The sequence below is a fragment of the Glycomyces terrestris genome (genome assembly GCF_003933745.1).
Classification (GTDB): Bacteria; Actinomycetota; Actinomycetes; order Mycobacteriales; family Micromonosporaceae; genus Glycomyces; species Glycomyces terrestris.
Genome location: NZ_RSEB01000001.1, coordinates 443,122 through 465,414, shown reverse-complemented (window position 1 = coordinate 465,414; position 22,293 = coordinate 443,122). Strand labels below are relative to the sequence as shown.

Genomic DNA, 22,293 nt, shown 5'->3' with positions numbered 1-22,293 from the left:
CCGGCAGGCCGCGCCCACCGCGCGGCCTGCCGCCCGTCACCGGAGGGACGATGCGCAGAGAGACGATCTACCTCGCGGCCGGGATCGCGGTCGCCGTGCTCGCCATCGGCATCGCGCTGGCGGCCGGCCTGCGCGGCGGCGACTCCGGCGAGCCGACGCCCGATCCCGGCGGGACCGGGCTGATCCGCCCGACCGAGCCGCCCACCGGCCTCCTCACCGGCGAGGAACTCGAGTCCTACTGGGACGACGACCGCCGTTCGAGCGCCGAGCCCCCGGAGGCGACCGAGTAGCGCCGCCCGCGGCCACCGCCGCGAGCGGCGCCGCACCCGCCGAGCGGCCGCCCGGCGTCACGCCACCGCGGTGCCCTCCAGTTCGACCATCTGGCCCGGGACCGCCAGGCGGACGACGCCGAGCATCGTGGTGGCCGGGGCCGCGCCCGCGCCGCCGAGTCGGGCGGCGAGGACCCCGTAGTGCTGGAAGAGGAGGTCGACGTCCGTGGTGTACACGTTGAGCCGCACCAGGTTCGGCAGGGCCATGCCCGCCTCGCCGAGGACGGCCTCCAGGTTGGCGAGGCTCAGCGCCAGCTGGCCCGCCATGTCGCCCTCGTGCTCGGGCCGGCCCTCCGCGCTCATCGCGGTCTGACCGGAGCAGTAGAGGGTCCGGGTGTGCCCGGAGACGAGCTCGCCCTGATTGAAGCCCAGCTCTTCGGACCACGTCACCGGGTTCACTGCCGTTCGTTCGATCGCCACATCGGTTCCATTCGATTCGTCGGGACACTTGCAGCTCACGAGCCTGCCAAAGAAACACGACATCTCCTGTCGTGTTTTCCTGATAGATTTCGCGGATGCGCGCCGACCGCCTCGTCTCGCTCGTGCTCCTGCTGCGCCGGCACGGCCGGCTCACCGCCGAGACGCTGGCCCGGGAACTGGAGGTCTCCACCCGGACCGTGCTGCGCGACATCGAAGCCCTGTCGGCGGCCGGCGTCCCCGTCTACGCCGAGCGCGGGCGAGGCGGCGGTTTCGCACTCCTGCCGGGCTTCCGCACCGAGCTCACCGGCCTCAACCACGACGAGGCGCTGGCCCTGCTCACGGCGGGCACGCTGCACGGCGAGCGCGTCTTCGGCCTCGGCACGGCCCTCGCCTCGGCCATGCGCAAGGTCGTCGACGCCCTCCCGGCGGGCCACCAGGCCGCCGTCGACGACGCGGCGCAGCGGTTCCTGGTCGAGCCGGAGACCGACCTGCTCTCGCGCCGCCGCGCCGCCGAGACCGTGCCCGGCGCGGTGATGGCCGAGGTCCGCACGGCCGTGCTCGCCGGGCGCAGGCTCCGCATCCACTACGCCGCAGCCGATCAGGACCCGCAGTGGCGCACCGTCGACCCGATCGGCCTGGTCACCGTCCGCGACCGCGGCTACCTGCTCGCCACCAGGGTCGGCGCGGACCGCACCTACCGGCTCTCACGCGTGCTCGCCGCCGAGGCGCTCGCCGAGGCCGCGGCGCGCCCGGACCGGGTCGATCTCGACCGGATCTGGCGCGAGCGCTCGGCGCGGTTCCTCTCCGGCGGCGACCTCCTCACCGCGCTCGTGCTCGTGGACCGGGGACGGCGCGAGGAGCTGCTCGACACCGCGCTGGCCGTCAGGGCCGAGGCGCCCGAACCGGACGGCCGGCTGCGTCTTGAGGTCACCTTCCAGGATGCGCGCCATGCCGAATGGGCGCTGTGGCAGCTCGAAGGGGACGCCGAGGCGCTCGCGCCGCCGTCGCTGCGCGCCGCCCTGCACGCCCGCGCGACCGCCCTCGCGGCCCGCTACGCCCCTGGGGCCTGAGACGGTCGCGTCCGGCGGCGTCCCGGCCCGGCGCGGTCGCCGGGCCGGATGCTCGGCTCACTTGCCCGACCACGACCAGAGCGGGGTCGTGTTCAGGACGGTGCTCGTCTTGTAGCCGCCCTCGACGGAGTGGCGGCCCGACTCGACCCAGTCGAAGTCGCAGCGGGCCCAGGTGCCGGAGCCGAGGTTGTTGCGGCACAGGCGCGAGTCGGTGGCGCCCTCCTCGGACCAGACGTAGGCCATCGCGGCGCGGCCGTCGGCGTCGTTGTCCTTGACGTACACGAAGTCGCCGTCGTACGCGACGCACACGTAGGTGCTGGCGTACTGGCTGGGCGCCATCTCGCACTCGCCCTGCGGCGAGGCGACCTGGACGCCGGTCTGGCAGCTCACGCCGGCGTCGTCGCAGATCCCGAGGTACTGCTCGTCGGCCAGGACCGGCGACTGGACCGCGAGGACGGCGACCGCGGTCGCGGCGGAGGCGAGGGCCGTCCCGCGCAGCGCGGACCGGAGCCGGGGCAGAGCGTTCTTCATCGAGCTTCCCTTCTGGAGTTCGCGGACCGGTTCCGCGAAGCGCGCCAGAAGTATCACCGCACCCGGTTGACCTGCGGTTGCTCCGCGATTAATCGGCGCGGAGGACGCCGGCGATGATCGCGTCGAGCCGCGCGGCGACCCGGTCGAGGGGGCCGGTGTCGCGCCGGGCCCGGCACATCGCGACCGTGCCTTCGACGGAGGCGACGATGAGCGTCGCGATCTCCGCCGCCTCGGTCGCGTCGGCGCCATGGGCCGCAAGGGATTCGGCGAGCAGGCGCTCCCAGTCCGCGAAGACCTCCGCGGCGGCGAGGACGGCCGCGGGGACCGGCCCCGGCGGGGGCTCCTCGACGGCGACGGCGAGCACCGGGCAGCCGGCGCGGAACCCGGTGCCGGTCACGATGTCCCGCCAGAGCGCGAGGAACGCGGCCACCCCTTCGCGGGGGCCGACCCGCAGCTCCTTGCGGAGGCTGCGCGCGACGCTCTCGCCCGCGAAGCGCACCGCCTCGGTCGCGAGCTGGCCCTTGCCGCCGGGGAAGTAGTGGTAGGTCGAGCCGAGCGGCGCGTGCGCGTGCTTGGACAGCTCGCGGATGCTGGTGGCGTTGAGGCCGCGGCGACTGATCATCTCGGCCGCACCGGCCACGATCCGCTCGCGGGGCGCTTCGACCTGCGGCAACGGGTCCTCCTCCGGGGCTATGACGACCGTAATAGCCTATCGCCCGCGCGGCCCCGTCCCCTGCGAGCCGGAACCCTAGGCCGCGGCCACGAGGGCGTCGTAGCGTTCGCGGGCCTCGATGATGTCGGGCCGGTGCCGCTCGGCCCATTCGAGGAGGCCGGTGAGGTGGCCGTAGAGCTCGCGGGCGGAGTCGGTGGCGCTGTACTCGACCTTCGGCGGGACCGTGGGGTAGACGGTCCGGGTGAGCAGGCCGTCGCGTTCGAGGTTCCGCAGGGTCAGCGTGAGCATGCGGCGGCTGATGCCGGGGATGCTGCGCTCCAGCTCGGTGTAGCGGACCGGGTTGCGGATGGCCGCCACCAGGATCGAGACCGACCACTTGCCGGCGACCCGGTCGATGATCTGGACGATCGGGCACGCCTCGACCTGGACGTCGGACATCGGGGCGTCGTCGCACTCGTCTTTCATGGCATGTGCTCCACTTCACAGCAAGGCGCCTGCGGGGATGACCAGGAGAGGAACATCCGTGTATCCCCCGGTACATCGAAGTGCCTTCTTTCGGACGGCTCCATTGGAACACATGATTGCTCCAGGAACAAATCGTTCCCCGTTGAGCTGAAGGAGCCCCCGCCATGTCCACCGCCACCGAAGCGAGTCTGCGCCGCCGCTGGCTCACCGTCACCGTCCTGCTCGCCGCCCAGGTCATGATCATCCTCGACCAGAACATCGTCACCATCGCGCTCCCGGCCATCCGCGACGACCTCGGCTTCTCGCAGTCGAACCTGGTCTGGACCGTGAACGCCTACGTGATCCCCTTCGGCGGCCTGCTGCTCCTCGCCGGCCGGCTCGGCGACCTCCTCAGCCGCAAGTGGGTGTTCATCGTCGGCCTGGCCCTGTTCACGCTCTCCTCGGCCGCCATCGGGTTCGCCGACACGCAGAGCCTGCTCCTGGCCGGCCGCTTCGTGCAGGGCATCGGCGGCGCGATTGCCTCCGCGGGCCTGCTCGGCATGGTCGTGATGCTCCTGCCCGAGCCGGTGCAGCAGGCGAAGGGCATCGGCGCCTTCGGGTTCGCCTCCGCGGGCGGCGGCGCGCTCGGCAGCGTCGTCGGCGGCGTCCTCACCGAGTCCGTCGGCTGGGAGTCGATCTTCTTCATCAACGTGCCGATCGGCCTGGCCGTCGCCGTCCTCGCCTGGCGCCTGCTGGAGAACGACCGCGGCATCGGCCTGCGGGCCGGCGCCGACGTGCTCGGCGCGCTCCTCGTGACCGCCGGCGTCATGCTCGCCGTCTTCACCCTGATCGAGGTCGAGCACCAGGGCTGGGCCTCGGCGCGCACCATCGGCTCCGGCGCCCTCGCCGCGCTGCTCCTGGCCGGGTTCCTCCTGCGCCAGGCCAAGGCCGCGACCCCGCTCGTGCCGCTGCGGATCATGTTCTCCCGCAGCGTGGCCGGAGCGAACATCGCCCAGGCCCTCATGGTCGGCGCCGCGTTCGGGTTCATGTACTTCACCGTCCTCTACCTCCAGCAGGTCCTCGAGTTCGCCCCGCTGGCCGCGGGCACGGCGTTCCTGCCCGCGCCCCTGGTGATCGCCGCGGTGTCCATGTGGGTCGCCCCCCGGCTCCTCACCCGGGTCGCGCCCCGCAAGCTCGCCATCGCCGGCCTCGCCGTCATGGTCCTCGGGTTCGTCCTCTTCGCCCAGATGCGCCCCGACGGCTCCTACCTGGTCGACGTCCTGCCCGGCATGATCACCGCCCCGCTCGGCTTCGGCCTGACGATGCCCGCCCTCATGACCCTCGGCATGGCCGACTCCAGGCCCGAGGACGCCGGCGTCACCTCCGGCCTGTTCAACACCGCCCAGCAGGTCGGCGGCGCGGTCGGCCTCGCGGTCATCAGCACTGCGGTCGCCTCCCGCAGCACGGCGCTCCTCGACGGCGGCGCGGCCCAGGCCGAGGCCCTCACGGCCGGCTACCGCCTCGGCTACACGATCGCCGCGGTCATGGTCGCCGTCGCCCTGGTCGTCGCGGTCACCGTCATCAGGACCCGCACGACCGCAGCGGCCCAAGCCGAACCGGTCCCGGTCGCGGTCTAGCGCGAACACCACGGGGCCGCTGTCCGCAATGGACGGCGGCCCCCGGCATCTGTTGTAACAAGAACTGTTACGATCGAGGGGCGCGAACCGCACACGACAGGAGGCGCCCATGGCGGCCAACAGCCGGCTGACGATCGCCGTCCACATCCTCGCCTGGATGGCGCTGGCGAGCCGGCGCGGACGCGAGGTCATGACCTCCGAAGAGATCGCCGCGAGCCTCGCCACCAATCCGGTCATCGTGCGCCGCAGCCTCGGCGAGCTGCGCGCCGCCGGACTCGTCGCCTCCCGCCGCGGCGCCGGGGCGGGCTGGCGGCTGACCCGCGGACCCGAGTCGATCACCGTCCTCGACGTCCACGACGCCCTCGGCGCCGAACCGCTGTTCGCGCTCCACCCCAGCGCCCCCAACCTCGAATGCCCTGTGGGCCACGGCATCAGGCCGGTCCTCACCGAGGTCTACGCCGCCGTCGACGAGGCGGTCCGGCGGGAGCTGGGCGGGCGCACCGTCGCCGACGTCCTCGCGCAGACCCTCGCCGCCAAGGAGACCGCATGACCCCCGACCGCACCGTGTTCGAACTGCGCCAGTACACCCTCCGCCCCGGGCGGCGCGACGAGCTCATCGAGCTGTTCGACCGCGAGTTCGTCGAGACGCAGGAGGCGGCCGGCATGCGGATCGTCGGCCAGTTCCGCGACCTCGACCGCCCCGACCGCTTCGTGTGGGTCCGCGGCTTCCGCGACATGACCGTCCGCGCCGAAGCGCTGGCCGCCTTCTACGGCGGTCCGGTGTGGAAGGAGCACGGCGCCGCGGCCAACGCCACCATGATCGACTCCAGCGATGTGCTGCTGCTCCGCGCGGCCGCACCCGGGGCCGGGTTCCCGCACCCCGCGCCCGCCCGGCCCGGCCCGGGGGACCGGCCGGCGCCCACGCGCCTCACCGCGGCCGTCCACCGCGTCGCCCCCGATGCCGCCGAGGCGCTCGCCCTCCAGGTGCGCGCGGCCCTCGGCGGCCGCTTCGCGGCCTGCCTGGCGACCGAGCCCGCCGAGAACACCTTCCCCGCGCTGCCGGTCCGCACCGGCGAGCACCTGCTCGCCTGGTTCGCCACCGGCGACGTCGACGCGCCCGATCGCCTCGCCCCCGGCCTGGTCCAGGCGCTGCGGCTCGAGTCCACCGCACGCTCGCAGCTGCGCTGAAGCGCTACTCGGGGAACGCGATCGCCCACGGCGGCACCGACTCCGTCAGCCACACGCCGTTCTCCGAGCGGTAGAACACGCAGCCCTCGGCGGTCATGCGGGCCGCGTCGACCACCAGGACCACCGGCCTGCCGCGGCGCGAGCCGACCCGGACCGCGGTCGCGTAGTCGGGGGAGAGGTGCACGGCGTGGCGGGCCATCGCCTTGAGGCCCTCCTCGCGGATCGACTCCAGGAAGCCCTCGGCGGTGCCGTGGAACAGCTCGGCGGGCGGCTCGACCGGGTCCAGCGCCAGGTCGACCGCGACCGTGTGGCCCTGGTTCGCCCGGATGCGGCCGTCGCGGATCGTGAAGCGCCGCTTGTCGTTGCGCTCCACGACCTCATCGAGCTCCTCGCGGCTGAGCCGGAAGCGCTGCCGCTCCAGCGCCGCCAGCAGCGCCTCGACCTCGACCCAGCCGTGCTCGTCGAGCTCGATCCCGAGCCGCTGCGGATCGTGCCGCAGGTGCCGCGAGAGGTACTTCGAGACCTTGACCAGCCGCCGGTCGTCCATCGCGGCCTACCGCACCTGCTGCGCGGCCGCCACCGCCTGGAGCACCTGGCCCACGTCCTCGGGTCGGCCGATCTTCACGTTCACGCGCTTCTGGCCGCCGTCGGCCTTGATCCGCAGCAGGTTCGTGCCGTCGAACCACAGCCGCTCGCCCTTCGCCGGGCCGTACGTCGCGGCCCGGAAGCCCAGCGGCGAGTGCATGTGGAGCGCGCCGGTCGCCGGCTCGTACGAGAGGTACGGGTTCGTGAACGTCAGGATGCCGATGAGCAGGAACAGCGGACCGGTCACGATGCCGATCGCGAAGGCGCCGGCCAGCGCGTTCAGCAGGCCGACGACGGCCCACAGGGCGCCGACGACGGTGCACAGCACCGGGTACCACGTCTTGTACCTGACCTTGAGGACGTGTTGCGGGGCGGGCGGATAGGCCACGGGGGACTCCAGTCTTCGAGGGAAACGCTCTCGAGGGGGCGCCGCCAGCCTACAAGATCACAGCTGCGTCAGCGAGAACACCAGCGCCAGCAGGGGAAACATGCCCTGCTTGAGCGCCGCCGCGGCCATCGACCGGTCCCGGGCCACCAGCACCAGCGCCGCCAGCAGCATCGAGCCGCACGCGAACACGACGAGCGTCCACCCCACCGGCGGCTCGGAGCGCACCAGGACCGCGCCCGCGAGCGCCCCGACCGCGAGGAAGAGGTTGTACCAGCCCTGGTTGAACGCCCACGGGGTCACGGCGGCGAGGTCGGCCGAGTCGGTCTTGAACGTGCCGCGGTGGACCTTCGGGTCGGCGAAGCGCAGGCTCTCCATGACCCAGATGTAGACGTGCACGAGGCCGGCGATCGCGGCGAGGATCTGAACGATGAGCAACATGGAAGCAGTCTGACCCATCGCGGCCCGCCGCGCCGGGGATCGGGCCTCAGTCGTCGCCGAGGACACGCAGGTCGGGCGGGACGAGCGTGCGGGTGTGGAGGAGTTCGGTGATGAGGTTGTGGTTGAGCATGTTGCCGACCGGCTCGCCGACCTCCTCGCGGGTGAGGCCCGGGACGCCCGCGCCCGAGAGGCGCTGGCGCACCTTCGCGACCAGGTGCTCGACCCGCTTCGGGCGCCAGTTCCCCTCGAAGCCGAGTTCGGTGAGCTCGGCCGCGACCTGCTTCCACGACACCGGCTGCGGATAGGCCTCGTGGAGCAGGTATCGCTGGGCGAGGCAGACGAGGGCGAGCCGCTCGTCCGCGTCCAGGCGCCACGGGCGGTCCTTGAGAGTCGCGGCGTCGGGCGCGGGCGGCGGGAGGCGGCCGTCGTCGCCGGAGACGTACAGCTCGACGAGGTGGCGGCGGCGGGCGGTGCCGGAGATGAAGACGGGCGTGTAACCGGTCTGCACGGGGAAGGGCTCGTCCTCGGGGAAGAGGGTGCGCGAGCCGGGGAGCTGGAGCGGCAGGTGCCCGGTGTTGGTGAGCCACCAGTGGTCGCCGCGGCGGGCGAGACGCCCGTGGCTGCGGCTGACGCGGCGGTCGTCCTCACCGACGCAGACGTGCACCTCCGGGCGGTTCCGTCCGAAGAGGACGATTCGCTCCTCCTTGGGGCGGAAGCGCACGCCGCCGGAGACGGAGAGCGCATAGAGGGTGCCGGGGGTCGTGTCGGCGACCCCGAACGCGAGGCTCGCATGGTCGGGCGGCAGGGGCTCCAGGCCCTCCACCTGCGAGAGATCGGTCATGTCGTCCTCCGGATTCCTTCAGCGCCCACCTTGCCACGCCGGCTCGGGACCACTCCCGGATCAGGCGTCGGGGAGCGCCTTGGCCGCGGGCTGGGCGATGTCGGTCGCCAAGGCGCACAGCTCCTCCTCGGGGTCGTCGCCGGAGACGAGGACGCGCAGGAACTCGGTGGTGGTGGTGCCGTCGCCGTCACCGCTCGGATAGGTGCGGTGGGCGATGCTCACCAGGCAGGACCCCTCGCCCCAGTGGTCGCCCTGGATGATCGCGGTCCGGTCGTGGGCCTGGATGAGGGTGCCGTCGGCGGCGGTCGGCGGGTCGGAGCGGTCGAACACGAGCCGGAGCTCGCGGTCGCTGGTGGTGCTGTACCAGTCGCAGCCCCAGCCGCCGAAGGCCCGGAGCGGCTCATGGGCGTTGACGCCCGGGAACCGTTCCAGCCCTTCGCCTTCGAGCAGTTCGCACGCGTCGAGGGCGTACAGCGAGGACGGGTCCTCGATCGTGCGGCGCGGGATCTCGCCCGCGGCGAGGATGGCGAGCGCGGTCTCGGTGGCGGTCTCGCCGATGGCGCACAGGTCGCTCTCGCCGCTCTCGTCCTGGCGCGTCTCGATCGAGATGAAGGTGGACCCGTCGGGCAGGACCAGGGTGCGCTGGCACTCCTCGTGGTCGCCTTCGTAGCGGATGACGCCGATCGGACCGGACATGGTGGTCGGACCGGGCTCGGGCTCGCCCTGGCTGACATAGAAGTACAGCTCGACGTACACCCAGCCCGCGTCGGTGTCCAGGACGACGTCGCACTGGCCGAAGTTGCCGTTGTCGGTGTCGAGCCGGGAGCGGCCGTAGGCGCCGAGCGCCTCCGCGTCGAGCAGCGAGCACGGATCGGCGGTCCGGGGGTCGCCGATGTAGTCCACGGGGACGCCGCCGCGCGGGGTGCCGTCGCCGGGTTCGCCGCCGGACTCGGCCGGTCGGAGGGCGGGCCAGACGACGGCGGCGAGGACGACGAGCGCGGAGGCGACGGCCGCGGCCCAGATCCAGCCGCGGCGCCGGTCCGCGCGGCGGGCGGCCACCGGTTGCCCGGAGAGGCGGGCGAGTTCGGCGTGCGCTTCCGCGATCCTGATGCGCCGCTTGGGGTCGCCGTCGAGGAGCCGGTCCAGGACGGGCTCGAGCGCTCCAGCGCGCCTGGGCTCGACACGGTCGCCCTGGGCGGTGCGCCACAGCAGGGCGTGGGCGTTGCCCTCCCCGAACGGCGAGGTGCCCTCGACGGCGTGGAAGAGGGTGGCGCCCAAGGAGAACACGTCGGCGGCGGCGGTGTAGCGCCCGCCGCGCACGACTTCGGGGGCGACGTATCCGGGCGTCCCGGTGACGACCCCGGTGCCGGTGAGGGTGGGTTCGGCGTGCACCTGCCGGGCGATGCCGAAGTCCGCGAGTTTGGCCTGGCCCTGCTCGGTGACGAGGACGTTGGCGGGTTTGATGTCGCGGTGCAGGATGCCCTTGGCGTGCACGGCCTCCAGGCCGCCGGCGAGCTGGGCGCCGTAGCGGGCGGCCTCGTCGGCGGTGACGGTGCCGAGGTCGGCGAGGGACCGGCCGGAGACGAACTCCATGACGATCCACCAGTCGCCGTCCTCCTCGACGGCGTCGTGGACGGTGACGACGTTGGGGTGGTTGAGGCTGGCGAGGACCTCGGACTCCTTGCGGACCTTCGCCGCGGCGGACGCGTCACCGCCGGTGAGGGCCCGCTTGAGGGCGACGGCGCGTTCGTGGAGCCGGAGGTCGGCGGCGCGCCAGACCTCGCCCTGGCTGCCCGATCCGAGGCGCGCCTCCAGCCGGTACCTGCCGCCCACTACCTGCCCGGTGCGCAATGGCCGCTCCCACCCAAAAGCCGAATCGCCCGCATGTGCCTGCCTCCACCCTAATGCACCGGAGCGACACGGTTACTCCCCGCGGATGCCGGTCCGGACCGCTCGGCGCGGGGGCGCGGTGGAGCCGCGGACCACCAGCTGGGTCGCGAGCTCCTCGCGCGGGGCGAGCGGGGGCGGGTCGGCGACGATGCGCAGGAGCATCCGCATGGCGGCCTCGCCCATCTCGCTGATCGGCTGGTGGACGGTGGTGAGCGCGGGGCGCAGCCACTGCACCTCGGGAAGGTCGTCGAAGCCGACGACGCTGACGTCCTCGGGGAGGCGCAGGCCGAGCGCCTCGGCGGCGTCGTAGACGCCGACCGCGATGTTGTCGGTGCACGCGAACACGGCCGTGGGCCGGTCGGGGCCGGCGAGGAGCGCCGCGGCGGCGTCGGCCGCGCCGGTCGCCGTCCACTCGATGTACCTGACCTCCACGTCGCGGCCCGCCTGCGCCGCGGCCGAACGGAACCCGTCGACGCGCGCCTGCGTGAACAGGTGCCTGCGGTCGGCGCCGAGGACGGCGAGGCGCTCGTGCCCGAGTCCGAGGAGGTGCTCGGCGGCGGCCCGGCCGCCGGCCCAGTTCGCGGCGCCCACGCTCGCGACGGTGCTCGGCGGCGGCGCCACCGGGTCGAGCAGGACGACCGGGACCCGCGCGGCGGCGAGGGTTGCGAGCTGCTCCGCGGTGACGTCGACGAGGGCGAGGACCGCGCCGCGCAGGTTCCGCTCCAGGAGCCGGGTGAGCCACGCGCCGTCCGGGTGCGCGACGGTCAGGACGAGGTCGACGCCGGCCGCGGTGGCGGCGCGCTCGACGCCACTGAGGGCCCGGTTGGCCCACGTCCCCTCCACCCCGCTCAACACCAGGTCCACAAGCGACGGACGGTCGAGACGCGGGACCGCGCCGCGGCCCGAGCGGCCGCGGTACCCGAGCTCGGCCACGGCCCGCATGACCCGGGCCCGCGTCGCGGCCGAGACGTCCGAGCGCCCGGAGAGCACCTTCGAGGCGGTCGGCACCGTCGTGCCCGCCGCCTCGGCCACGTCGGCGAGGGTCGTCCGTCGCGCGTTCTCCATGCCGCGAGCATACCGAGCACTCGAAAAGTTGCGCAACTTCGCGCCGGTGAAAGGCACTGGATAGCGCGCGAAACTCTTGACATAATGAACCGCGAAGCGCCGACCGGCGCTGAAGTTGCGCAACTTTGGGAGCCCTGCATGGCGACAACTGGGAGCAAGCGCGCGCTGGTCGTGCGCGGCGGCTGGGACGGGCACCAGCCCGTCGAGGCGACCGACTCGTTCCTGCCGTTCCTCCGCGACCACGACTACGAGGTCCGCGTCGAGGACACCACCGCCGTCTACGCCGACGAGGGGTACATGGCCACGGTCGACCTCATCGTCCAGACCAACACCATGAACAAGATCGACCGCGACGAGCTCAAGGGCCTCATCGGCGCCGTCGAGCACGGCACCGGCATGGCCGGCTGGCACGGCGGCATCGCCGACTCCTACCGCGAGAGCTCGGACTACCTCCAGTTCATCGGCGGCCAGTTCGCCACCCACCCCACCCGCGCGCCCCGCGAGGAGCTCAAGGGCGAGGCCGCCGACTGCTTCACCCACTACACCGTCAACATCGTGCCCGAGCAGGCCGACCACCCGATCGTCAAGGGCATCAAGGACTTCGACCTCCACACCGAGCAGTACTGGGTCCTCTCCGACGAGCTGAACGACGTCCTCGCCACCACCACCATCCCCGTCACCCCCTACCACCCCTGGCACCGCCCCGTCACCTGCCCGGCCGTGTGGACCCGCCTGTGGGGCGAGGGCCGCATCTTCGTCGCCACCCCCGGCCACGACATGGGCGTCCTCGCCGACGCCAACGTCCGCACCATCATCGAAAGGGGCCTCCTGTGGGCCAGCCGCTGAAGATCGGCATCGTCGGCACCGGGGCGATCTCCGGCCAGTACCTGAGCGCCTTCGAACGCCTCGACGCCGTGCGACTCACCGCCGTCGCCGACCTCGACGAGGCCCGCGCCAAGGCCGTCGCCGACGCGCAGGGCGTGCGCGCCCTCGGCGTCGACGAACTCCTCGCCGACCCCGACGTCGACCTCGTCCTCAACCTCACGATCCCCGCCGCCCACGCCGAGATCGCCCTCAAGGCCATCGCCCACGGCAAGCACGTCTACGGCGAGAAGCCCCTCGCCTCCACTCCCGCCGAAGCCCTGCCGATCCTGGAGGCGGCCCGCGCCGCCGGCGTGCGCGTCGGCTGCGCCCCCGACACCGTCCTCGGCACCGGCGTCCAGACCGCCCGCAAGGCGATCGACGACGGCCTCATCGGCACCCCCGTCGCCGCCACCGCCATGATGCTCACCCCCGGGCACGAGCGCTGGCACCCCAACCCGGACTTCTACTACGTCCCCGGCGGCGGCCCCCTGCTCGACATGGGGCCCTACTACGTGACCGCCCTCGTCACCCTCCTCGGCCCGGTCGCCTCCGTCGTCGGCGCCGCCAGCCGCAGCCGCGACACCCGCGTCATCGGCTCCGGCCCCCGCGCCGGGGAGACCGTCCCGGTCGAGGTCGACACCCACGTCACCGGCGTCCTGCGCCACGAGTCCGGGGCCCTGTCGACCCTCGTCATGAGCTTCGACGCCACCGCCACCCGCGCCTCCAACATCGAGGTGCACGGCCACGACGGGTCGCTCATCGTGCCCGACCCCAACCACTTCGACGGCGACGTCGAGCTCCACCCGCTCGGCGGCGAGTGGCGCACCCTCCCCGCCTCCGCCGGCTACCGGAACGCCGGGCGCGGCTACGGCCTCGCCGACCTCGCCGCCGCACCGCCCGGGACGCCCTTCCGCGCCAGCGGCGAACTCGCCTACCACGTCCTCGACGTCATGACCTCGCTCCTCGACGCCGCCGCTAGCGGTGAGGCGGTCCCGGTCGCGAGCACCTGCCCGCGCCCCGAGCCCGTCCCGCTCCAGGACGCGCCCGCCGCCGCCTGAACCCCCGCCGGGCCGGACACAATGGACGTCCACCGTGTGTGACCGCGCTCAGACGCAAAGCGATCGGATCGGGTGTTCCAGCAGGTAACGGGGAATGGGTGCAAGGTAGATCAAAGACGGTCTATCTGAGTTCTAGACTCGGCTCATGCAGCACACCCCGGGAGCGTCCGCGATCGGCGTCGAGCTCGGCAGCTCGACCGTCACGGTGTCGATCCGACGCGGCGAGCAGGAGACCGACATCCGCCGGCTCGACGGCGACGCGCCACTGGAGACCGTCCTCGAACGGGTCCGGGAAGCCCGCGACGAGGCCGCCGGAGCGGCCCCGGTCGGCTTCGCCGTGCCCGCCTCCTGGGGCGCGGCGCGCCGCCAGGAGCTCGTCTACCTCGCCGGGGAGGCCGGCCTCGGCGAGGTCGAGGTCATGGCCGCGCCCGAAGCCGCCGCGATCTGCTACGTCAAGGGCCTCGGCCGCGAACTCGCGACCGGCTCCGGACTGGCCGTGTGCGACCTCGGGGCGCGCACCTTCGACGTCGCGGTCGTCGTGCGCGGCGAGGAGGACTTCCAGCACCGCGGCTCGACCAGCACCGCCGAGGTCGGCGGCCGCGAGTTCGACCAGCTCCTCTTCGCCTACCTCTCGGGCCGCTACCGCGACACCGACCCCGAGTTCTGGGACACCGTCGGCGCTCCGGCCGACCTCGACGAGGAGGTCCTGCGCGCCTCCCTCCTCGACGAGATCCGCGCCGCCCGCGAGCTGATCTCCAAGCGCCCCAGGGCAGGCGTGCCGCTGCCCATCGGAGAGCGCGATCTGCACCTGACGCGCGACGAGGTCGAGTCGTGCATCGGCGAGCTCCTCCTCCAGAGCGCCGACCTCGTCGCGGCCGCGATCGCCGAGTCCGACGTGCCCGTCACCGGCCTCATCCTCGTCGGCGGCGCCAGCCGCACCCCGCTGCTCGCCACGGTCCTCGCCGAGCGCACCGGCCTCGAACCCGTCGTCCCCGCGTACCCCGAGGCCGCCGCCGCCGACGGCGCCCGCATCGTCGCGCTCGCCAACGCCCCGGCCGCCGCCGAGTCCCGCCCGCGCGGCCGCACCATGCGCCGCGTCGGCGTCCTCGCCGCCGTCCTCGTGCCGCTGGTCGCCGCCGGCGCCGTCTACGGCAACCAGCTCGGCGGCGACGCGCAGCCCGAAGCGAGCGCCAGCGAGACCCCCGACGGGTCCGCGACCGCCGCCACGAGCGAGGCCGCGACCACCGAGGACGTCGAGGGCGGCTCCGGCGCCGGCGGCCAGGAGGCCCCCGGCTCCCCGCACGCCGCCGCCACCTCCGAAGCCGCCGAGGAGGAGACGAGCGAAGCGTCCACTGAGGAGTCCGAAGCGCCGACGTCCGGGACCGTCCCCGACGTCGCCGGCATGACCGCCGCCGACGCGGTTCAGGCCCTCGGCGGCGCCGGCTTCGCCGAGGTCGCCCGCGAAGGCGAGCAGGAGGGCCTGTTCGGCCCCTACTACGACGACTGCGAGGTCATCGGCCAGAGCCCCGCCGCGGGGCAGGAGGCCGACTTCGACGACACCGTCACGATCACCTACTCCTACAGCGGCTCCGACCCGAGCGTCTGCGACTGAGCTAGGGCGCGAGGTCGAGCGCCTGCGCGATCATGCCAAGCGTCGCCCAGTCGGCCAGGCCGCGCTTGCGGACCTCGCCCCACGTGGCGATCTCGACCCAGGTCCGCTCGGAGTCGCCCTCGCCGTGCGCGGTGCCCCGCTGCTCGGCCAGCCACCGCAGCTCGGCCTCGGTGACCTCGGCGGCGAACAGGTGCGCCCGGTGGCCCGACATCGTGGCCGCCACCTGACGGGACCCGATGGGCCGCAAGCGGTCCGCCGTCAGGCGCAGCCCCGTCTCCTCCCGGACCTCCGCGAGCGCCTGCGCCGCCGGGTCGGACTCCTCGCGGCTGCTGCCGCCGGGCAGCTCGTGCACGAACCCGTCGGCGGTCGAAGCGGGCGAACGGAACTCGCGCACCAGCACCACCGCCGTCTCGTCGAGCGAGGGCCCGGGCCGGTACAGCAGCACCTGCGCCGTGTCCGGCCGCGAGATCACCACCTCGTTCGACTTCACCCGGTCCTCGGCCGCGACCCGCACCTGGACGTGCGCCGCCCAGTACACGACCGCCTCCCGGCGCGCCCCGACCCGGAACGTCCACTCCAGACGCGCGCCTTCGAGGACGTTCCCGGCCGCGCGCTGCGCGCCGTACCAGGTCTGGAAGCTCTCGGTGCGCCACACCAGGAGCGGCACCGACCGCTCCCCGCCCTCGCGGCGCGCCCCGGCCCCGATCAGATCCAGGGCCGCGCCCGCGGCGGCGTCGAGCCGGTCGGCGACCGGCACCCCGCGCGACTCCGCCAGGTACCGCAGGTACTCGTTCTTCGGCGCCGACGGGGGCGCCCCGAAGACCACCTTCCCCGAGTCGTACCAGGCGCCGTACTCGATGTTCGTCGTCAACGCGGGCATGGTCTCCAGGTCCCGCGGCACCCAGAACAGGATCACGTCCGCGTCGTGCAGGCCGCGGTGCTCCCACTCGATCTGCCCGGTGTAGTCGGCGAGCACGCCCTCGCGCAGCTCCGGCGTGAACACCACGAGTCGGCCGTCGTGCCGCCACCGCTCGCGCAGGTGCCGCACCGCCTCCGGGTTCCACGAGGGGACCGCCGCCGAGCGCGGCAGCGGCCCGGCGAGGAACACCGCCGCGTCCCACCACTCGGGCGGCGTCTCGTTCGCATGCACCACAACGACCTCGGATGCCACCGGGACTCCTCTCGACGCGCCTGCGGGCCGCCCCAGTCTACTGCCGCGCGAGGGGTGAACAGGCGTTCCGCGCGACTACGATGGGAGCGACCCACTGGAGGACCAATGGAATACACCCAACTCGGCCGCGCGGGCGTCAAGGTCTCGCGCATCGTCCTCGGCACCATGAACTTCGGTCCCGAGACCGACGAGGCCGACGCGCACCGGATCATGGACCGCGCGCTCGAACTCGGCGTCAACTTCTTCGACACCGCCAACGTCTACGGCCGCGACCGCAAGGGCTGGACCGAGGAGATCATCGGCCGCTGGTTCGCCGCCCGCCCCGAGGCCCGCGACCAGGTCGTGCTCGCCACCAAGGTCTACGGCGCGATGGGGGAGGGCCCCAACGACCGCGGCCTCTCCGCCTACAGCATCCGCGCCCAGGTCGACGCCTCCCTGCGGCGGCTCCAGACCGACCGGATCGACCTCTACCAGTTCCACCACGTCGACCGCTCCGTCCCCTGGGAGGAGATCTGGGAGGCGATCGACGTCCTCGTCGCCCAGGGCAAGGTCGTCTACTCCGGCTCCTCGAACTTCGCTGGCTGGATGATCGCGCAGGCCAACGAGCAGGCCGCCAGGCGCGGCAGCTACGGCCTCGTCTCCGAGCAGTCGATCTACAGCCTCGTCAACCGCCACATCGAACTCGAGGTCGTCCCCGCCTCGCAGCGGTACGGCCTCGGCGTCATCCCCTGGTCCCCGCTCGCCGGCGGGCTCCTCGGCGGCGTCCTCGGCGAGACCGCCGCGACCGGCCGCCGCGCCGGGGCCCACATGGCCGAGCGCATCGAGCAGCACCGCCCCGCCCTCGAAGGCTACGAGGCGCTCGCCGCCGAGAAGGGCATCGCGCCCGCCGTCCTCGGCCTCGCCTGGGTCCTGAGCCGGCCCGGCGTCACCGGACCGATCATCGGCCCGCGCGTCATGTCCCAGCTCGAGGACGCCGTCGCCGCCCTCGACGTCGAGCTCACCGAGAAGGACCTCGCCACCCTCGACGAGCTCTTCCCCGGCCCCGGCGGCGCCGCCCCCGAGGCCTACGCCTGGTAGACGGTCCGGCGCGTGCGCCGGCCGCGGCCGGCGCACGCGCCTATTCGCGCTTTCCCCGCGGCCCGGGCCAGAGGACCGCCTGCGCCACGATGACCCGCTCGCCGTCGAACGTGACGGCCGGACCGCCGTGCAGCTCGTACCCGGCGGCCAGCGCCTCGCTCACCCGGCGGCAGAACGCCGAGTCGTCGGGGCCGGTCAGCACTCGGTAGACGGGCAGCCCGTCCGGTGGCGCGCTCATGTCAGCCCTCCGCGCCGGTTCCTCAAGACTCGCTTCTCGTCGCGCTCGTTCATGGGAACCACTATGGCCGCAACCGATGCGGTCGATCCAGTGTCTCGATCGACATCCCGGGTGCCATTCCTGCCACGGCCGCGCCCTTGACCCGCGGCCGCCGGGGTGCTGAAATGGCTCTGAAACTTCCATGGAAAGTAGCGCCACATGTCTGAAACTTCCGGTCGGTTCGCGCACCGCACGGCCGACGCCGTCGTCACCCTCACCCGCGACGGCGAGCCCCTCGCCGGACGCGAAGTCGTCGTCGAGCAGACCAGGCACCGGTTCCTGTTCGGCTGCATCGGGTTCGACCTCATCGACCACGCCAACGGCACCGCCGCCGACCCCGCGCGGGCCCAGCGCGACGCCGAGCTGTGGGAGGGCGTCTTCAACTTCGCGACGCTCCCGTTCTACTGGGGCCGCTTCGAACCCGAGCGCGGCAAGCCCGACACCGAGCGCCTCCTCCAAGCCGCCAAGTGGTTCGCCGACCGCGGCCACCCCGTCAAGGGCCACCCCCTCGCCTGGCACACCGTCACCGCCGACTGGCTCCTCGACCTCGACAACGAGGAGATCGCCCGCGCCCAGGTCGACCGCATCCTCCGCGACGCGAGCGACTTCGCCGGCGTCATCGACATGTGGGACGTCATCAACGAGGTCGTCATCATGCCGATCTTCGACAAGTACGACAACGGCATCACCCGCCTGTGCCGCGACATCGGCCGCATCCCCATGGTGCGCCTGGTCTTCGACGCCGCCCGCGAGGCGAACCCGAACGCCGTGCTGCTGCTCAACGACTTCGACATGTCCGCGGCCTACGAATGCCTCATCGAGGGCGTCCTCGAAGCCGGGATCAAGATCGACGTGCTCGGCCTCCAGAGCCACATGCACCAGGGCTACTGGGGCGAGGAGAAGACCGAGGCGATCCTCGACCGCTTCTCCCGCTACGGCCTGCCCATCCACTTCACCGAGACGACCCTCCTCTCCGGCGAGATCATGCCGCCCCACATCGAGGACCTCAACGACTACCAGGTCGACTCCTGGCCCTCCACCCCCGAAGGCGAAGCGCGCCAAGCGGACGAGATCGAACGGCACTACCGGACGCTGCTCGCGCACCCCTCGGTCGAGGCCGTCACCTACTGGGGCATGTGCGACGCCGGCATGTGGCTCGGCGCCCCCGGCGGGCTCGTGCGCGCCGACGGCACCCCCAAGCCCTCCTACGAGCGCCTCCACCACCTCGTCAACACCGAGTGGGGCACCCCGCCGACCACCGTCGCCACCGACGCCGACGGGCGCCTGCGCCTGACCGGCTTCCTCGGCGACTACCGGATCACGCACGAGGGCCGCACCGCCGAGTTCACGCTCGACGCGTCCGGCGAGGCGGCCGTGGCGGCCGAGCTGCGGTAGCCGCGAGCGCCTGGAGGGGCGGGGGGTTCGGCCGGGACGGGCTGGGCGGAGGTTCGTACACTCGGCGCAATCCGCCCGCCCGCCGCCGCTCCAGGCGGCCCGTTCAGAGCAAGGACGCCGATGTCCCGACCAGTGCCCGGACCCGGGGCGCTCGTTTCGTATATCCAGACCGGCGCCCGCGATGCCCGCATCGCGTACCGGGCGCTGCCCGACCGGGAGCGGATCGCCTACCGCGACACCGTCAACCGCGTGTACGCGAAGGCGATGGCCCACCACTTCGGACACCGCCCCTCGCGCGAGCTGCTGGAGGAGTTCATCGACCAGGTCGCCGACCGCCACCCCCAGTACGCCGGCGGCGTGCGGCGGGTCGTGCGCGCCGAGGGCGGGCCCGGCGGCGGGATCCACCCCCGCCAGGTCCTCACGGCGCAGCACCTGGTCATCCGCGAGATCGCGAAGCGCCACCCGGGCTTCCGCTCGCGCGCCGACCAGGTCGTCGCCGCCGCCTCGCGGACCCTCGTCCCGGCCGGCGCCGCCGCCGGCCCGGAGGAGCCCGAGTTCACCGGGTCCGACGCGCAGCACGTCGTCGCGCTGGCGATCGGCCTCGACGGCATGCTCCGTTCGCTCGACCTCCTGCGCGGCGCGGAGCGCCTGGGCGGCAGGTCGATCGGCAAGGCCGTCATCCGCGCGTGGGTGGCCGCCGAGAAGCAGCGGTGGGCCCGCGCGAAGGAGCTGGGCGTCCACGACGACTTCCCCGAGATCGGCTCCGGGCGCGGCGGCGGCGACGCGTACCGCTGCGAGGCGTACTCGTCCAGCCGCCTGTGCCGCGCCACCCTGGACCGGTACGGGCGCGTGCGCGACCTGACGTTCATGCGCACCGACCTGTTCGGCGACGACGGCCGCCACGGCCTCGCCGCCGAGATCCGCGAGGCGATCCGCGCCGCGCAGTCCGCCCTGACCGCCTCCTGGTAGGCCCGGTGCCCGAAGCGGGCCGGGTTCGGCCTGGAGCGCCGCATCCCCCGCTTCGCTGCTGTGCGCCGACGTCTTCGTCGCCGGGCGGCACTCGCCGCTCGCAGACCCCGCCGGCGAGCGGCGACTATGATGGTCCCGCTCGACGGAAAGGAAGGCCGCCCATGCCGCTGGAGGAACTGCTCGCCTCGGGGACCGCACGGCCGATCACCCGGTGGGGCACGCCGGTGCTGCACCGCCCGAGCGCGCCGGTGACCGAGTTCGGTCCGGAGCTGTGGAACCTGCTGTGCGACATGTTCGCGACCAACGCCGCCGCCGAGGGCGCGGGGCTGGCCGCGCCGCAGGTCGGCGTCGACCTCGCCGTCTTCGTGTACGACTGCCACGACGCGTACGGCCGCCGCCACCAGGGCCTGGTGTGCAATCCGCGCATCGAGCTCGCCGCCGACCCGGTGGACGAGACCGGCCTCGAAGGCTGCCTCTCGCTGCCCGGCGCCTACCTGCCCGTCGCGCGCCCCGACTTCGCGGTCTGCCACGGCCAGGACCAGTTCGGGCAGCCCGTCACCGTCAAGGGCACCGGCACCCTCGCGCGCTGCCTCCAGCACGAGACCGACCACCTGCGCGGCATCGTCATGGAGGACCACCTCACCGACGCCGAGCGGCGCGATCTGCGCCGTCAGCACCGCCGGGCCGCCAAGCGCTACCCGGCCGCCTGGCCCGCGGCCTGAGTCCCGCGAGTCCGGTGAAGCCGCCCGGACGAGCGTCGGCGCGCCGTCCCTCAGTCGAACCGGTCGAAGCGGGCCCGCAGGAACCGCGGCCGCGGCACGGTGTCCGCGTGCCGGTCGGTGATCCAGAACCGGGACGGCCCGCCGACGTAGGGGCTGTTCAGCCGCTTGGCCACGACGCCGTCGAGGCCGTGCGCGTGCGCGGCGGCGACCATCGCGATCCGGTTGTCCGACCACGGCGGCACCGCCCAGCGCTCCCTGGTCAGCCCGAGGCCGTCGAGGGCGACGCGCCGGTGGACGTACGGCTCGCCCCGCAGGTCGGCGCCGTCGCGGCGGAGCAGGTCGAACACGAGGACCGTGGCCGGCGTCGCGGCCGCCAGCCCCTCGACCTCCTCGGGCCCGGCCCGCAGCCGCGCCACCGTGGCCTCCAGGTCCGGGAGGCGGTCGGTGAAGACCACCAGCTCGCCGTCGAGGACCGCGTCGCCGATCGAGGCGATCGCGGCGAGTTCGGGGAACCGCCAGGCGACGTCCTCACCGTGCCGGGTCCGCAGCCGCCAGTGCCCGCCGCCGGTCTCGCACAGGACGCGCGCGCCGTCCCATTTGAACTCGTACGCCCAGCCGCCCGCCGTCGGCAGCGCCCCGGCGGTGGCGAGCATGAGCTCCGGCGCCTCCTCCACCGCCCGAGCGTACGACCGGAACGCGAGGAGCGCTTGCCGAACGGCCGCACCGGTACCCGTCAGCCCTCCAGCGCCGCGAGGCGTCCGCGCGCCTCGGCCGCGTCGGCGGCGTGGCGGTCCATGTCCGCCCAGGGGTCGCCCCGGCGCGCGAGGCGGCGCCGCAGCGACGCCGGGGTGTACCCGTCGGGCTTGGACCGGCTCAGCTCGTCCCATTCCAGCGGCGTCGCGACGGCGGCGCCGGGCCGGGCGCGCATCGAATACGGCGCGATGAACGTCTGGGCGCGGCCGTTGCGGTTGACGTCGAGGAAGATCCGGTCGCCGCGCTTGTTCTTGCGCAGCTCGGTGGTGAGCAGGTCCGGGTCGTCGGCGGCGAGCGAGGCGGCGAGGCCCCCGGCGAGGTCGCGCACGAACTTGTAGTCCTGGGACCGGTCGAGCGGCGCCACGACGTGGTAGCCGCGGCCGCCGGTGGCCTGGAGGTACGGGGTCAGGCCCAGCTCGGCGAACCGGTCGCGGGCGCGCCTGGCGACCGAGCGGAGCGTCGGGGTCGGGACGCCGCCGGGAGGCGGGTCCAAGTCGAGCACGAGCCGGTCGGGGTGGTCGATGCGGTCGGCGGTCGCGGTCCAGATGTGGAACTCGACGGCGGCCAGGTTCGCCAGGTACAGCAGCGAGGCGGCGTCGTCGCACACCGCGTACCGGGCGGTGCCCTCGCGGCGCTTGTGCGGCACCTCCACGGTGCGGATCCAGTCGGGGTAGTAGGCGGGCGCGTCCTTCTGGAAGAACCCCTCCTCGCCGATCCCGTCGGGGAAGCGCAGCAGCGTCAGGGGCCGCCCGGCCAGGTGGGGGACCATCGCCTCGGCCACGGTCAGGTAGTGGACGAGCATGTCGTCCTTGCTGACGTGGTCGTCCGGAAACAGTTCTTTGTCCAGTTTGGACAGTGAGATGTCGTGTCCGGAGATGCGGAGCGTGGGCGCCATG

26 protein-coding genes are annotated in these 22,293 nt (G+C 73.4%); 12 read left to right on the top strand and 14 right to left on the bottom strand.

What is annotated here, in order from left to right:
- Positions 1-50 precede the first annotated feature (50 nt).
- The gene (locus EIW28_RS02230; RefSeq protein WP_125246084.1) at positions 51-290 is read left to right on the top strand and encodes a hypothetical protein; all 240 of its coding nucleotides are present in this window, start codon (positions 51-53) and stop codon (positions 288-290) included.
- Between the two features lie 57 nt (positions 291-347).
- On the opposite strand, the gene EIW28_RS02225 is transcribed toward EIW28_RS02230, so the two are convergent.
- A complete protein-coding gene (locus tag EIW28_RS02225; protein ID WP_125246695.1) occupies positions 348-743 on the bottom strand; it encodes a RidA family protein in 396 nt (131 codons plus the stop codon).
- Between the two features lie 101 nt (positions 744-844).
- Here EIW28_RS02225 and EIW28_RS02220 point away from each other — a divergent pair, with 101 nt between their 5' ends.
- A complete protein-coding gene (locus tag EIW28_RS02220; protein WP_125246083.1) occupies positions 845-1,819 on the top strand; it encodes a helix-turn-helix transcriptional regulator in 975 nt (324 codons plus the stop codon).
- A gap of 57 nt (positions 1,820-1,876) precedes the next feature.
- Here the strand turns inward: EIW28_RS02220 and EIW28_RS02215 are convergent, their stop codons facing one another.
- The 3 genes from EIW28_RS02215 to EIW28_RS02205 all read right to left on the bottom strand — a co-directional run bounded on the left by EIW28_RS02215 (position 1,877) and on the right by EIW28_RS02205 (position 3,488).
- The gene (locus EIW28_RS02215) at positions 1,877-2,350 is read right to left on the bottom strand and encodes a hypothetical protein (protein WP_125246082.1); all 474 of its coding nucleotides are present in this window, start codon (positions 2,348-2,350) and stop codon (positions 1,877-1,879) included.
- Between the two features lie 88 nt (positions 2,351-2,438).
- A complete protein-coding gene (locus EIW28_RS02210; protein WP_125246081.1) occupies positions 2,439-3,023 on the bottom strand; it encodes a TetR/AcrR family transcriptional regulator in 585 nt (194 codons plus the stop codon).
- Positions 3,024-3,098: 75 nt separating this feature from the next.
- On the bottom strand, positions 3,099-3,488 hold the full coding sequence (locus EIW28_RS02205; RefSeq protein ID WP_125246080.1) for a winged helix-turn-helix transcriptional regulator: 390 nt from the start codon (positions 3,486-3,488) through the stop codon (positions 3,099-3,101).
- 164 nt (positions 3,489-3,652) lie between these two features.
- Between EIW28_RS02205 and EIW28_RS02200 the strand changes: the two genes are divergently transcribed.
- The 3 genes from EIW28_RS02200 to EIW28_RS02190 all read left to right on the top strand — a co-directional run bounded on the left by EIW28_RS02200 (position 3,653) and on the right by EIW28_RS02190 (position 6,292).
- Positions 3,653-5,104, top strand: coding sequence for an MFS transporter (locus EIW28_RS02200; RefSeq protein ID WP_125246079.1), 1,452 nt, complete (start codon positions 3,653-3,655; stop codon positions 5,102-5,104).
- Positions 5,105-5,213: 109 nt separating this feature from the next.
- Positions 5,214-5,654 carry an Rrf2 family transcriptional regulator gene (locus tag EIW28_RS02195; protein ID WP_125246078.1) on the top strand — a complete coding sequence of 147 codons (441 nt, stop codon included), beginning with the start codon at positions 5,214-5,216 and terminating at the stop codon, positions 5,652-5,654.
- Entirely contained in the window at positions 5,651-6,292 is a 642-nt protein-coding gene (locus tag EIW28_RS02190; RefSeq protein WP_125246077.1) for an NIPSNAP family protein, read from the top strand. Before EIW28_RS02195 ends, EIW28_RS02190 begins: the two co-directional genes overlap by 4 nt.
- A gap of 4 nt (positions 6,293-6,296) precedes the next feature.
- Here EIW28_RS02190 and EIW28_RS02185 read toward each other — a convergent pair whose 3' ends face one another.
- The 6 genes from EIW28_RS02185 to EIW28_RS02160 form a co-directional block, all read right to left on the bottom strand.
- Entirely contained in the window at positions 6,297-6,839 is a 543-nt protein-coding gene (locus EIW28_RS02185; RefSeq protein WP_125246076.1) for an RNA 2'-phosphotransferase, read from the bottom strand.
- 6 nt (positions 6,840-6,845) lie between these two features.
- On the bottom strand, positions 6,846-7,265 hold the full coding sequence (locus EIW28_RS02180) for a hypothetical protein (RefSeq protein ID WP_125246075.1): 420 nt from the start codon (positions 7,263-7,265) through the stop codon (positions 6,846-6,848).
- A gap of 57 nt (positions 7,266-7,322) precedes the next feature.
- Positions 7,323-7,703: a DUF1304 domain-containing protein gene (locus EIW28_RS02175; protein ID WP_125246074.1), complete on the bottom strand. Its 381-nt coding sequence runs from the start codon at positions 7,701-7,703 to the stop codon at positions 7,323-7,325.
- Positions 7,704-7,749: 46 nt separating this feature from the next.
- Positions 7,750-8,544 carry an FHA domain-containing protein gene (locus tag EIW28_RS02170; protein ID WP_125246073.1) on the bottom strand — a complete coding sequence of 265 codons (795 nt, stop codon included), beginning with the start codon at positions 8,542-8,544 and terminating at the stop codon, positions 7,750-7,752.
- A gap of 60 nt (positions 8,545-8,604) precedes the next feature.
- Complete coding sequence (locus tag EIW28_RS02165; protein ID WP_125246072.1) at positions 8,605-10,395, bottom strand: serine/threonine-protein kinase; 1,791 nt, start codon at positions 10,393-10,395, stop codon at positions 8,605-8,607.
- A 72-nt stretch (positions 10,396-10,467) separates the two neighbouring features.
- Entirely contained in the window at positions 10,468-11,499 is a 1,032-nt protein-coding gene (locus tag EIW28_RS02160; protein ID WP_125246071.1) for a LacI family DNA-binding transcriptional regulator, read from the bottom strand.
- A 138-nt stretch (positions 11,500-11,637) separates the two neighbouring features.
- Here EIW28_RS02160 and EIW28_RS02155 point away from each other — a divergent pair, with 138 nt between their 5' ends.
- The 3 genes from EIW28_RS02155 (at position 11,638) to EIW28_RS02145 (ending at position 15,033) form a co-directional block, all read left to right on the top strand.
- On the top strand, positions 11,638-12,345 hold the full coding sequence (locus tag EIW28_RS02155; protein WP_125246070.1) for a ThuA domain-containing protein: 708 nt from the start codon (positions 11,638-11,640) through the stop codon (positions 12,343-12,345).
- Positions 12,330-13,421: a Gfo/Idh/MocA family protein gene (locus EIW28_RS02150; RefSeq protein ID WP_125246069.1), complete on the top strand. Its 1,092-nt coding sequence runs from the start codon at positions 12,330-12,332 to the stop codon at positions 13,419-13,421. The genes EIW28_RS02155 and EIW28_RS02150 overlap by 16 nt, the downstream gene beginning before the upstream one ends.
- Positions 13,422-13,566: 145 nt before the next feature.
- Positions 13,567-15,033, top strand: coding sequence for an Hsp70 family protein (locus tag EIW28_RS02145; RefSeq protein ID WP_125246068.1), 1,467 nt, complete (start codon positions 13,567-13,569; stop codon positions 15,031-15,033).
- Position 15,034: 1 nt separating this feature from the next.
- Here EIW28_RS02145 and EIW28_RS02140 read toward each other — a convergent pair whose 3' ends face one another.
- Positions 15,035-16,204, bottom strand: coding sequence for a nucleoside 2-deoxyribosyltransferase domain-containing protein (locus EIW28_RS02140; protein ID WP_197717024.1), 1,170 nt, complete (start codon positions 16,202-16,204; stop codon positions 15,035-15,037).
- 105 nt (positions 16,205-16,309) lie between these two features.
- On the opposite strand from EIW28_RS02140, the gene EIW28_RS02135 reads away from it, so the two are divergent.
- The gene (locus EIW28_RS02135) at positions 16,310-17,281 is read left to right on the top strand and encodes an aldo/keto reductase (RefSeq protein WP_125246066.1); all 972 of its coding nucleotides are present in this window, start codon (positions 16,310-16,312) and stop codon (positions 17,279-17,281) included.
- 40 nt (positions 17,282-17,321) lie between these two features.
- On the opposite strand, the gene EIW28_RS02130 is transcribed toward EIW28_RS02135, so the two are convergent.
- Positions 17,322-17,519: a DUF1737 domain-containing protein gene (locus EIW28_RS02130; protein WP_125246065.1), complete on the bottom strand. Its 198-nt coding sequence runs from the start codon at positions 17,517-17,519 to the stop codon at positions 17,322-17,324.
- A 198-nt stretch (positions 17,520-17,717) separates the two neighbouring features.
- On the opposite strand from EIW28_RS02130, the gene EIW28_RS02125 reads away from it, so the two are divergent.
- From EIW28_RS02125 to def, 3 genes are all read left to right on the top strand, one after another.
- On the top strand, positions 17,718-18,953 hold the full coding sequence (locus EIW28_RS02125; RefSeq protein ID WP_125246064.1) for an endo-1,4-beta-xylanase: 1,236 nt from the start codon (positions 17,718-17,720) through the stop codon (positions 18,951-18,953).
- Between the two features lie 120 nt (positions 18,954-19,073).
- A complete protein-coding gene (locus tag EIW28_RS02120; protein ID WP_125246063.1) occupies positions 19,074-19,922 on the top strand; it encodes a hypothetical protein in 849 nt (282 codons plus the stop codon).
- 161 nt (positions 19,923-20,083) lie between these two features.
- Positions 20,084-20,644 carry a peptide deformylase gene (gene def / locus EIW28_RS02115; RefSeq protein WP_125246062.1) on the top strand — a complete coding sequence of 187 codons (561 nt, stop codon included), beginning with the start codon at positions 20,084-20,086 and terminating at the stop codon, positions 20,642-20,644.
- 50 nt (positions 20,645-20,694) lie between these two features.
- Here the strand turns inward: def and EIW28_RS02110 are convergent, their stop codons facing one another.
- Positions 20,695-21,318 (bottom strand): ATP-dependent DNA ligase, encoded by a 624-nt coding sequence (locus EIW28_RS02110; protein ID WP_125246061.1) that lies wholly within the window; start codon positions 21,316-21,318, stop codon positions 20,695-20,697.
- Positions 21,319-21,377: 59 nt separating this feature from the next.
- Positions 21,378-22,292, bottom strand: a complete 915-nt coding sequence (gene ligD, locus EIW28_RS02105) for a non-homologous end-joining DNA ligase (RefSeq protein ID WP_125246060.1) — start codon at positions 22,290-22,292, stop codon at positions 21,378-21,380.
- Between the last annotated feature and the right edge of the window lies 1 nt (position 22,293).

What these genes read in the sequence shown, in the direction of transcription:
- EIW28_RS02230 (WP_125246084.1), top strand. Translation starts at nt 51, where the DNA reads ATGCGCAGAGAGACGATCTACCTCGCGGCCGGGATCGCGGTCGCCGTG.
- EIW28_RS02220 (WP_125246083.1), top strand. Translation starts at nt 845, where the DNA reads ATGCGCGCCGACCGCCTCGTCTCGCTCGTGCTCCTGCTGCGCCGGCAC.
- EIW28_RS02215 (WP_125246082.1), bottom strand. Translation starts at nt 2,350, where the DNA reads ATGAAGAACGCTCTGCCCCGGCTCCGGTCCGCGCTGCGCGGGACGGCC.
- EIW28_RS02205 (WP_125246080.1), bottom strand. Translation starts at nt 3,488, where the DNA reads ATGAAAGACGAGTGCGACGACGCCCCGATGTCCGACGTCCAGGTCGAG.
- EIW28_RS02200 (WP_125246079.1), top strand. Translation starts at nt 3,653, where the DNA reads ATGTCCACCGCCACCGAAGCGAGTCTGCGCCGCCGCTGGCTCACCGTC.
- EIW28_RS02195 (WP_125246078.1), top strand. Translation starts at nt 5,214, where the DNA reads ATGGCGGCCAACAGCCGGCTGACGATCGCCGTCCACATCCTCGCCTGG.
- EIW28_RS02190 (WP_125246077.1), top strand. Translation starts at nt 5,651, where the DNA reads ATGACCCCCGACCGCACCGTGTTCGAACTGCGCCAGTACACCCTCCGC.
- EIW28_RS02185 (WP_125246076.1), bottom strand. Translation starts at nt 6,839, where the DNA reads ATGGACGACCGGCGGCTGGTCAAGGTCTCGAAGTACCTCTCGCGGCAC.
- EIW28_RS02175 (WP_125246074.1), bottom strand. Translation starts at nt 7,703, where the DNA reads ATGTTGCTCATCGTTCAGATCCTCGCCGCGATCGCCGGCCTCGTGCAC.
- EIW28_RS02170 (WP_125246073.1), bottom strand. Translation starts at nt 8,544, where the DNA reads ATGACCGATCTCTCGCAGGTGGAGGGCCTGGAGCCCCTGCCGCCCGAC.
- EIW28_RS02160 (WP_125246071.1), bottom strand. Translation starts at nt 11,499, where the DNA reads ATGGAGAACGCGCGACGGACGACCCTCGCCGACGTGGCCGAGGCGGCG.
- EIW28_RS02155 (WP_125246070.1), top strand. Translation starts at nt 11,638, where the DNA reads ATGGCGACAACTGGGAGCAAGCGCGCGCTGGTCGTGCGCGGCGGCTGG.
- EIW28_RS02145 (WP_125246068.1), top strand. Translation starts at nt 13,567, where the DNA reads ATGCAGCACACCCCGGGAGCGTCCGCGATCGGCGTCGAGCTCGGCAGC.
- EIW28_RS02135 (WP_125246066.1), top strand. Translation starts at nt 16,310, where the DNA reads ATGGAATACACCCAACTCGGCCGCGCGGGCGTCAAGGTCTCGCGCATC.
- EIW28_RS02130 (WP_125246065.1), bottom strand. Translation starts at nt 17,519, where the DNA reads ATGAGCGCGCCACCGGACGGGCTGCCCGTCTACCGAGTGCTGACCGGC.
- EIW28_RS02125 (WP_125246064.1), top strand. Translation starts at nt 17,718, where the DNA reads ATGTCTGAAACTTCCGGTCGGTTCGCGCACCGCACGGCCGACGCCGTC.
- EIW28_RS02120 (WP_125246063.1), top strand. Translation starts at nt 19,074, where the DNA reads ATGTCCCGACCAGTGCCCGGACCCGGGGCGCTCGTTTCGTATATCCAG.
- def (WP_125246062.1), top strand. Translation starts at nt 20,084, where the DNA reads ATGCCGCTGGAGGAACTGCTCGCCTCGGGGACCGCACGGCCGATCACC.
- ligD (WP_125246060.1), bottom strand. Translation starts at nt 22,292, where the DNA reads ATGGCGCCCACGCTCCGCATCTCCGGACACGACATCTCACTGTCCAAA.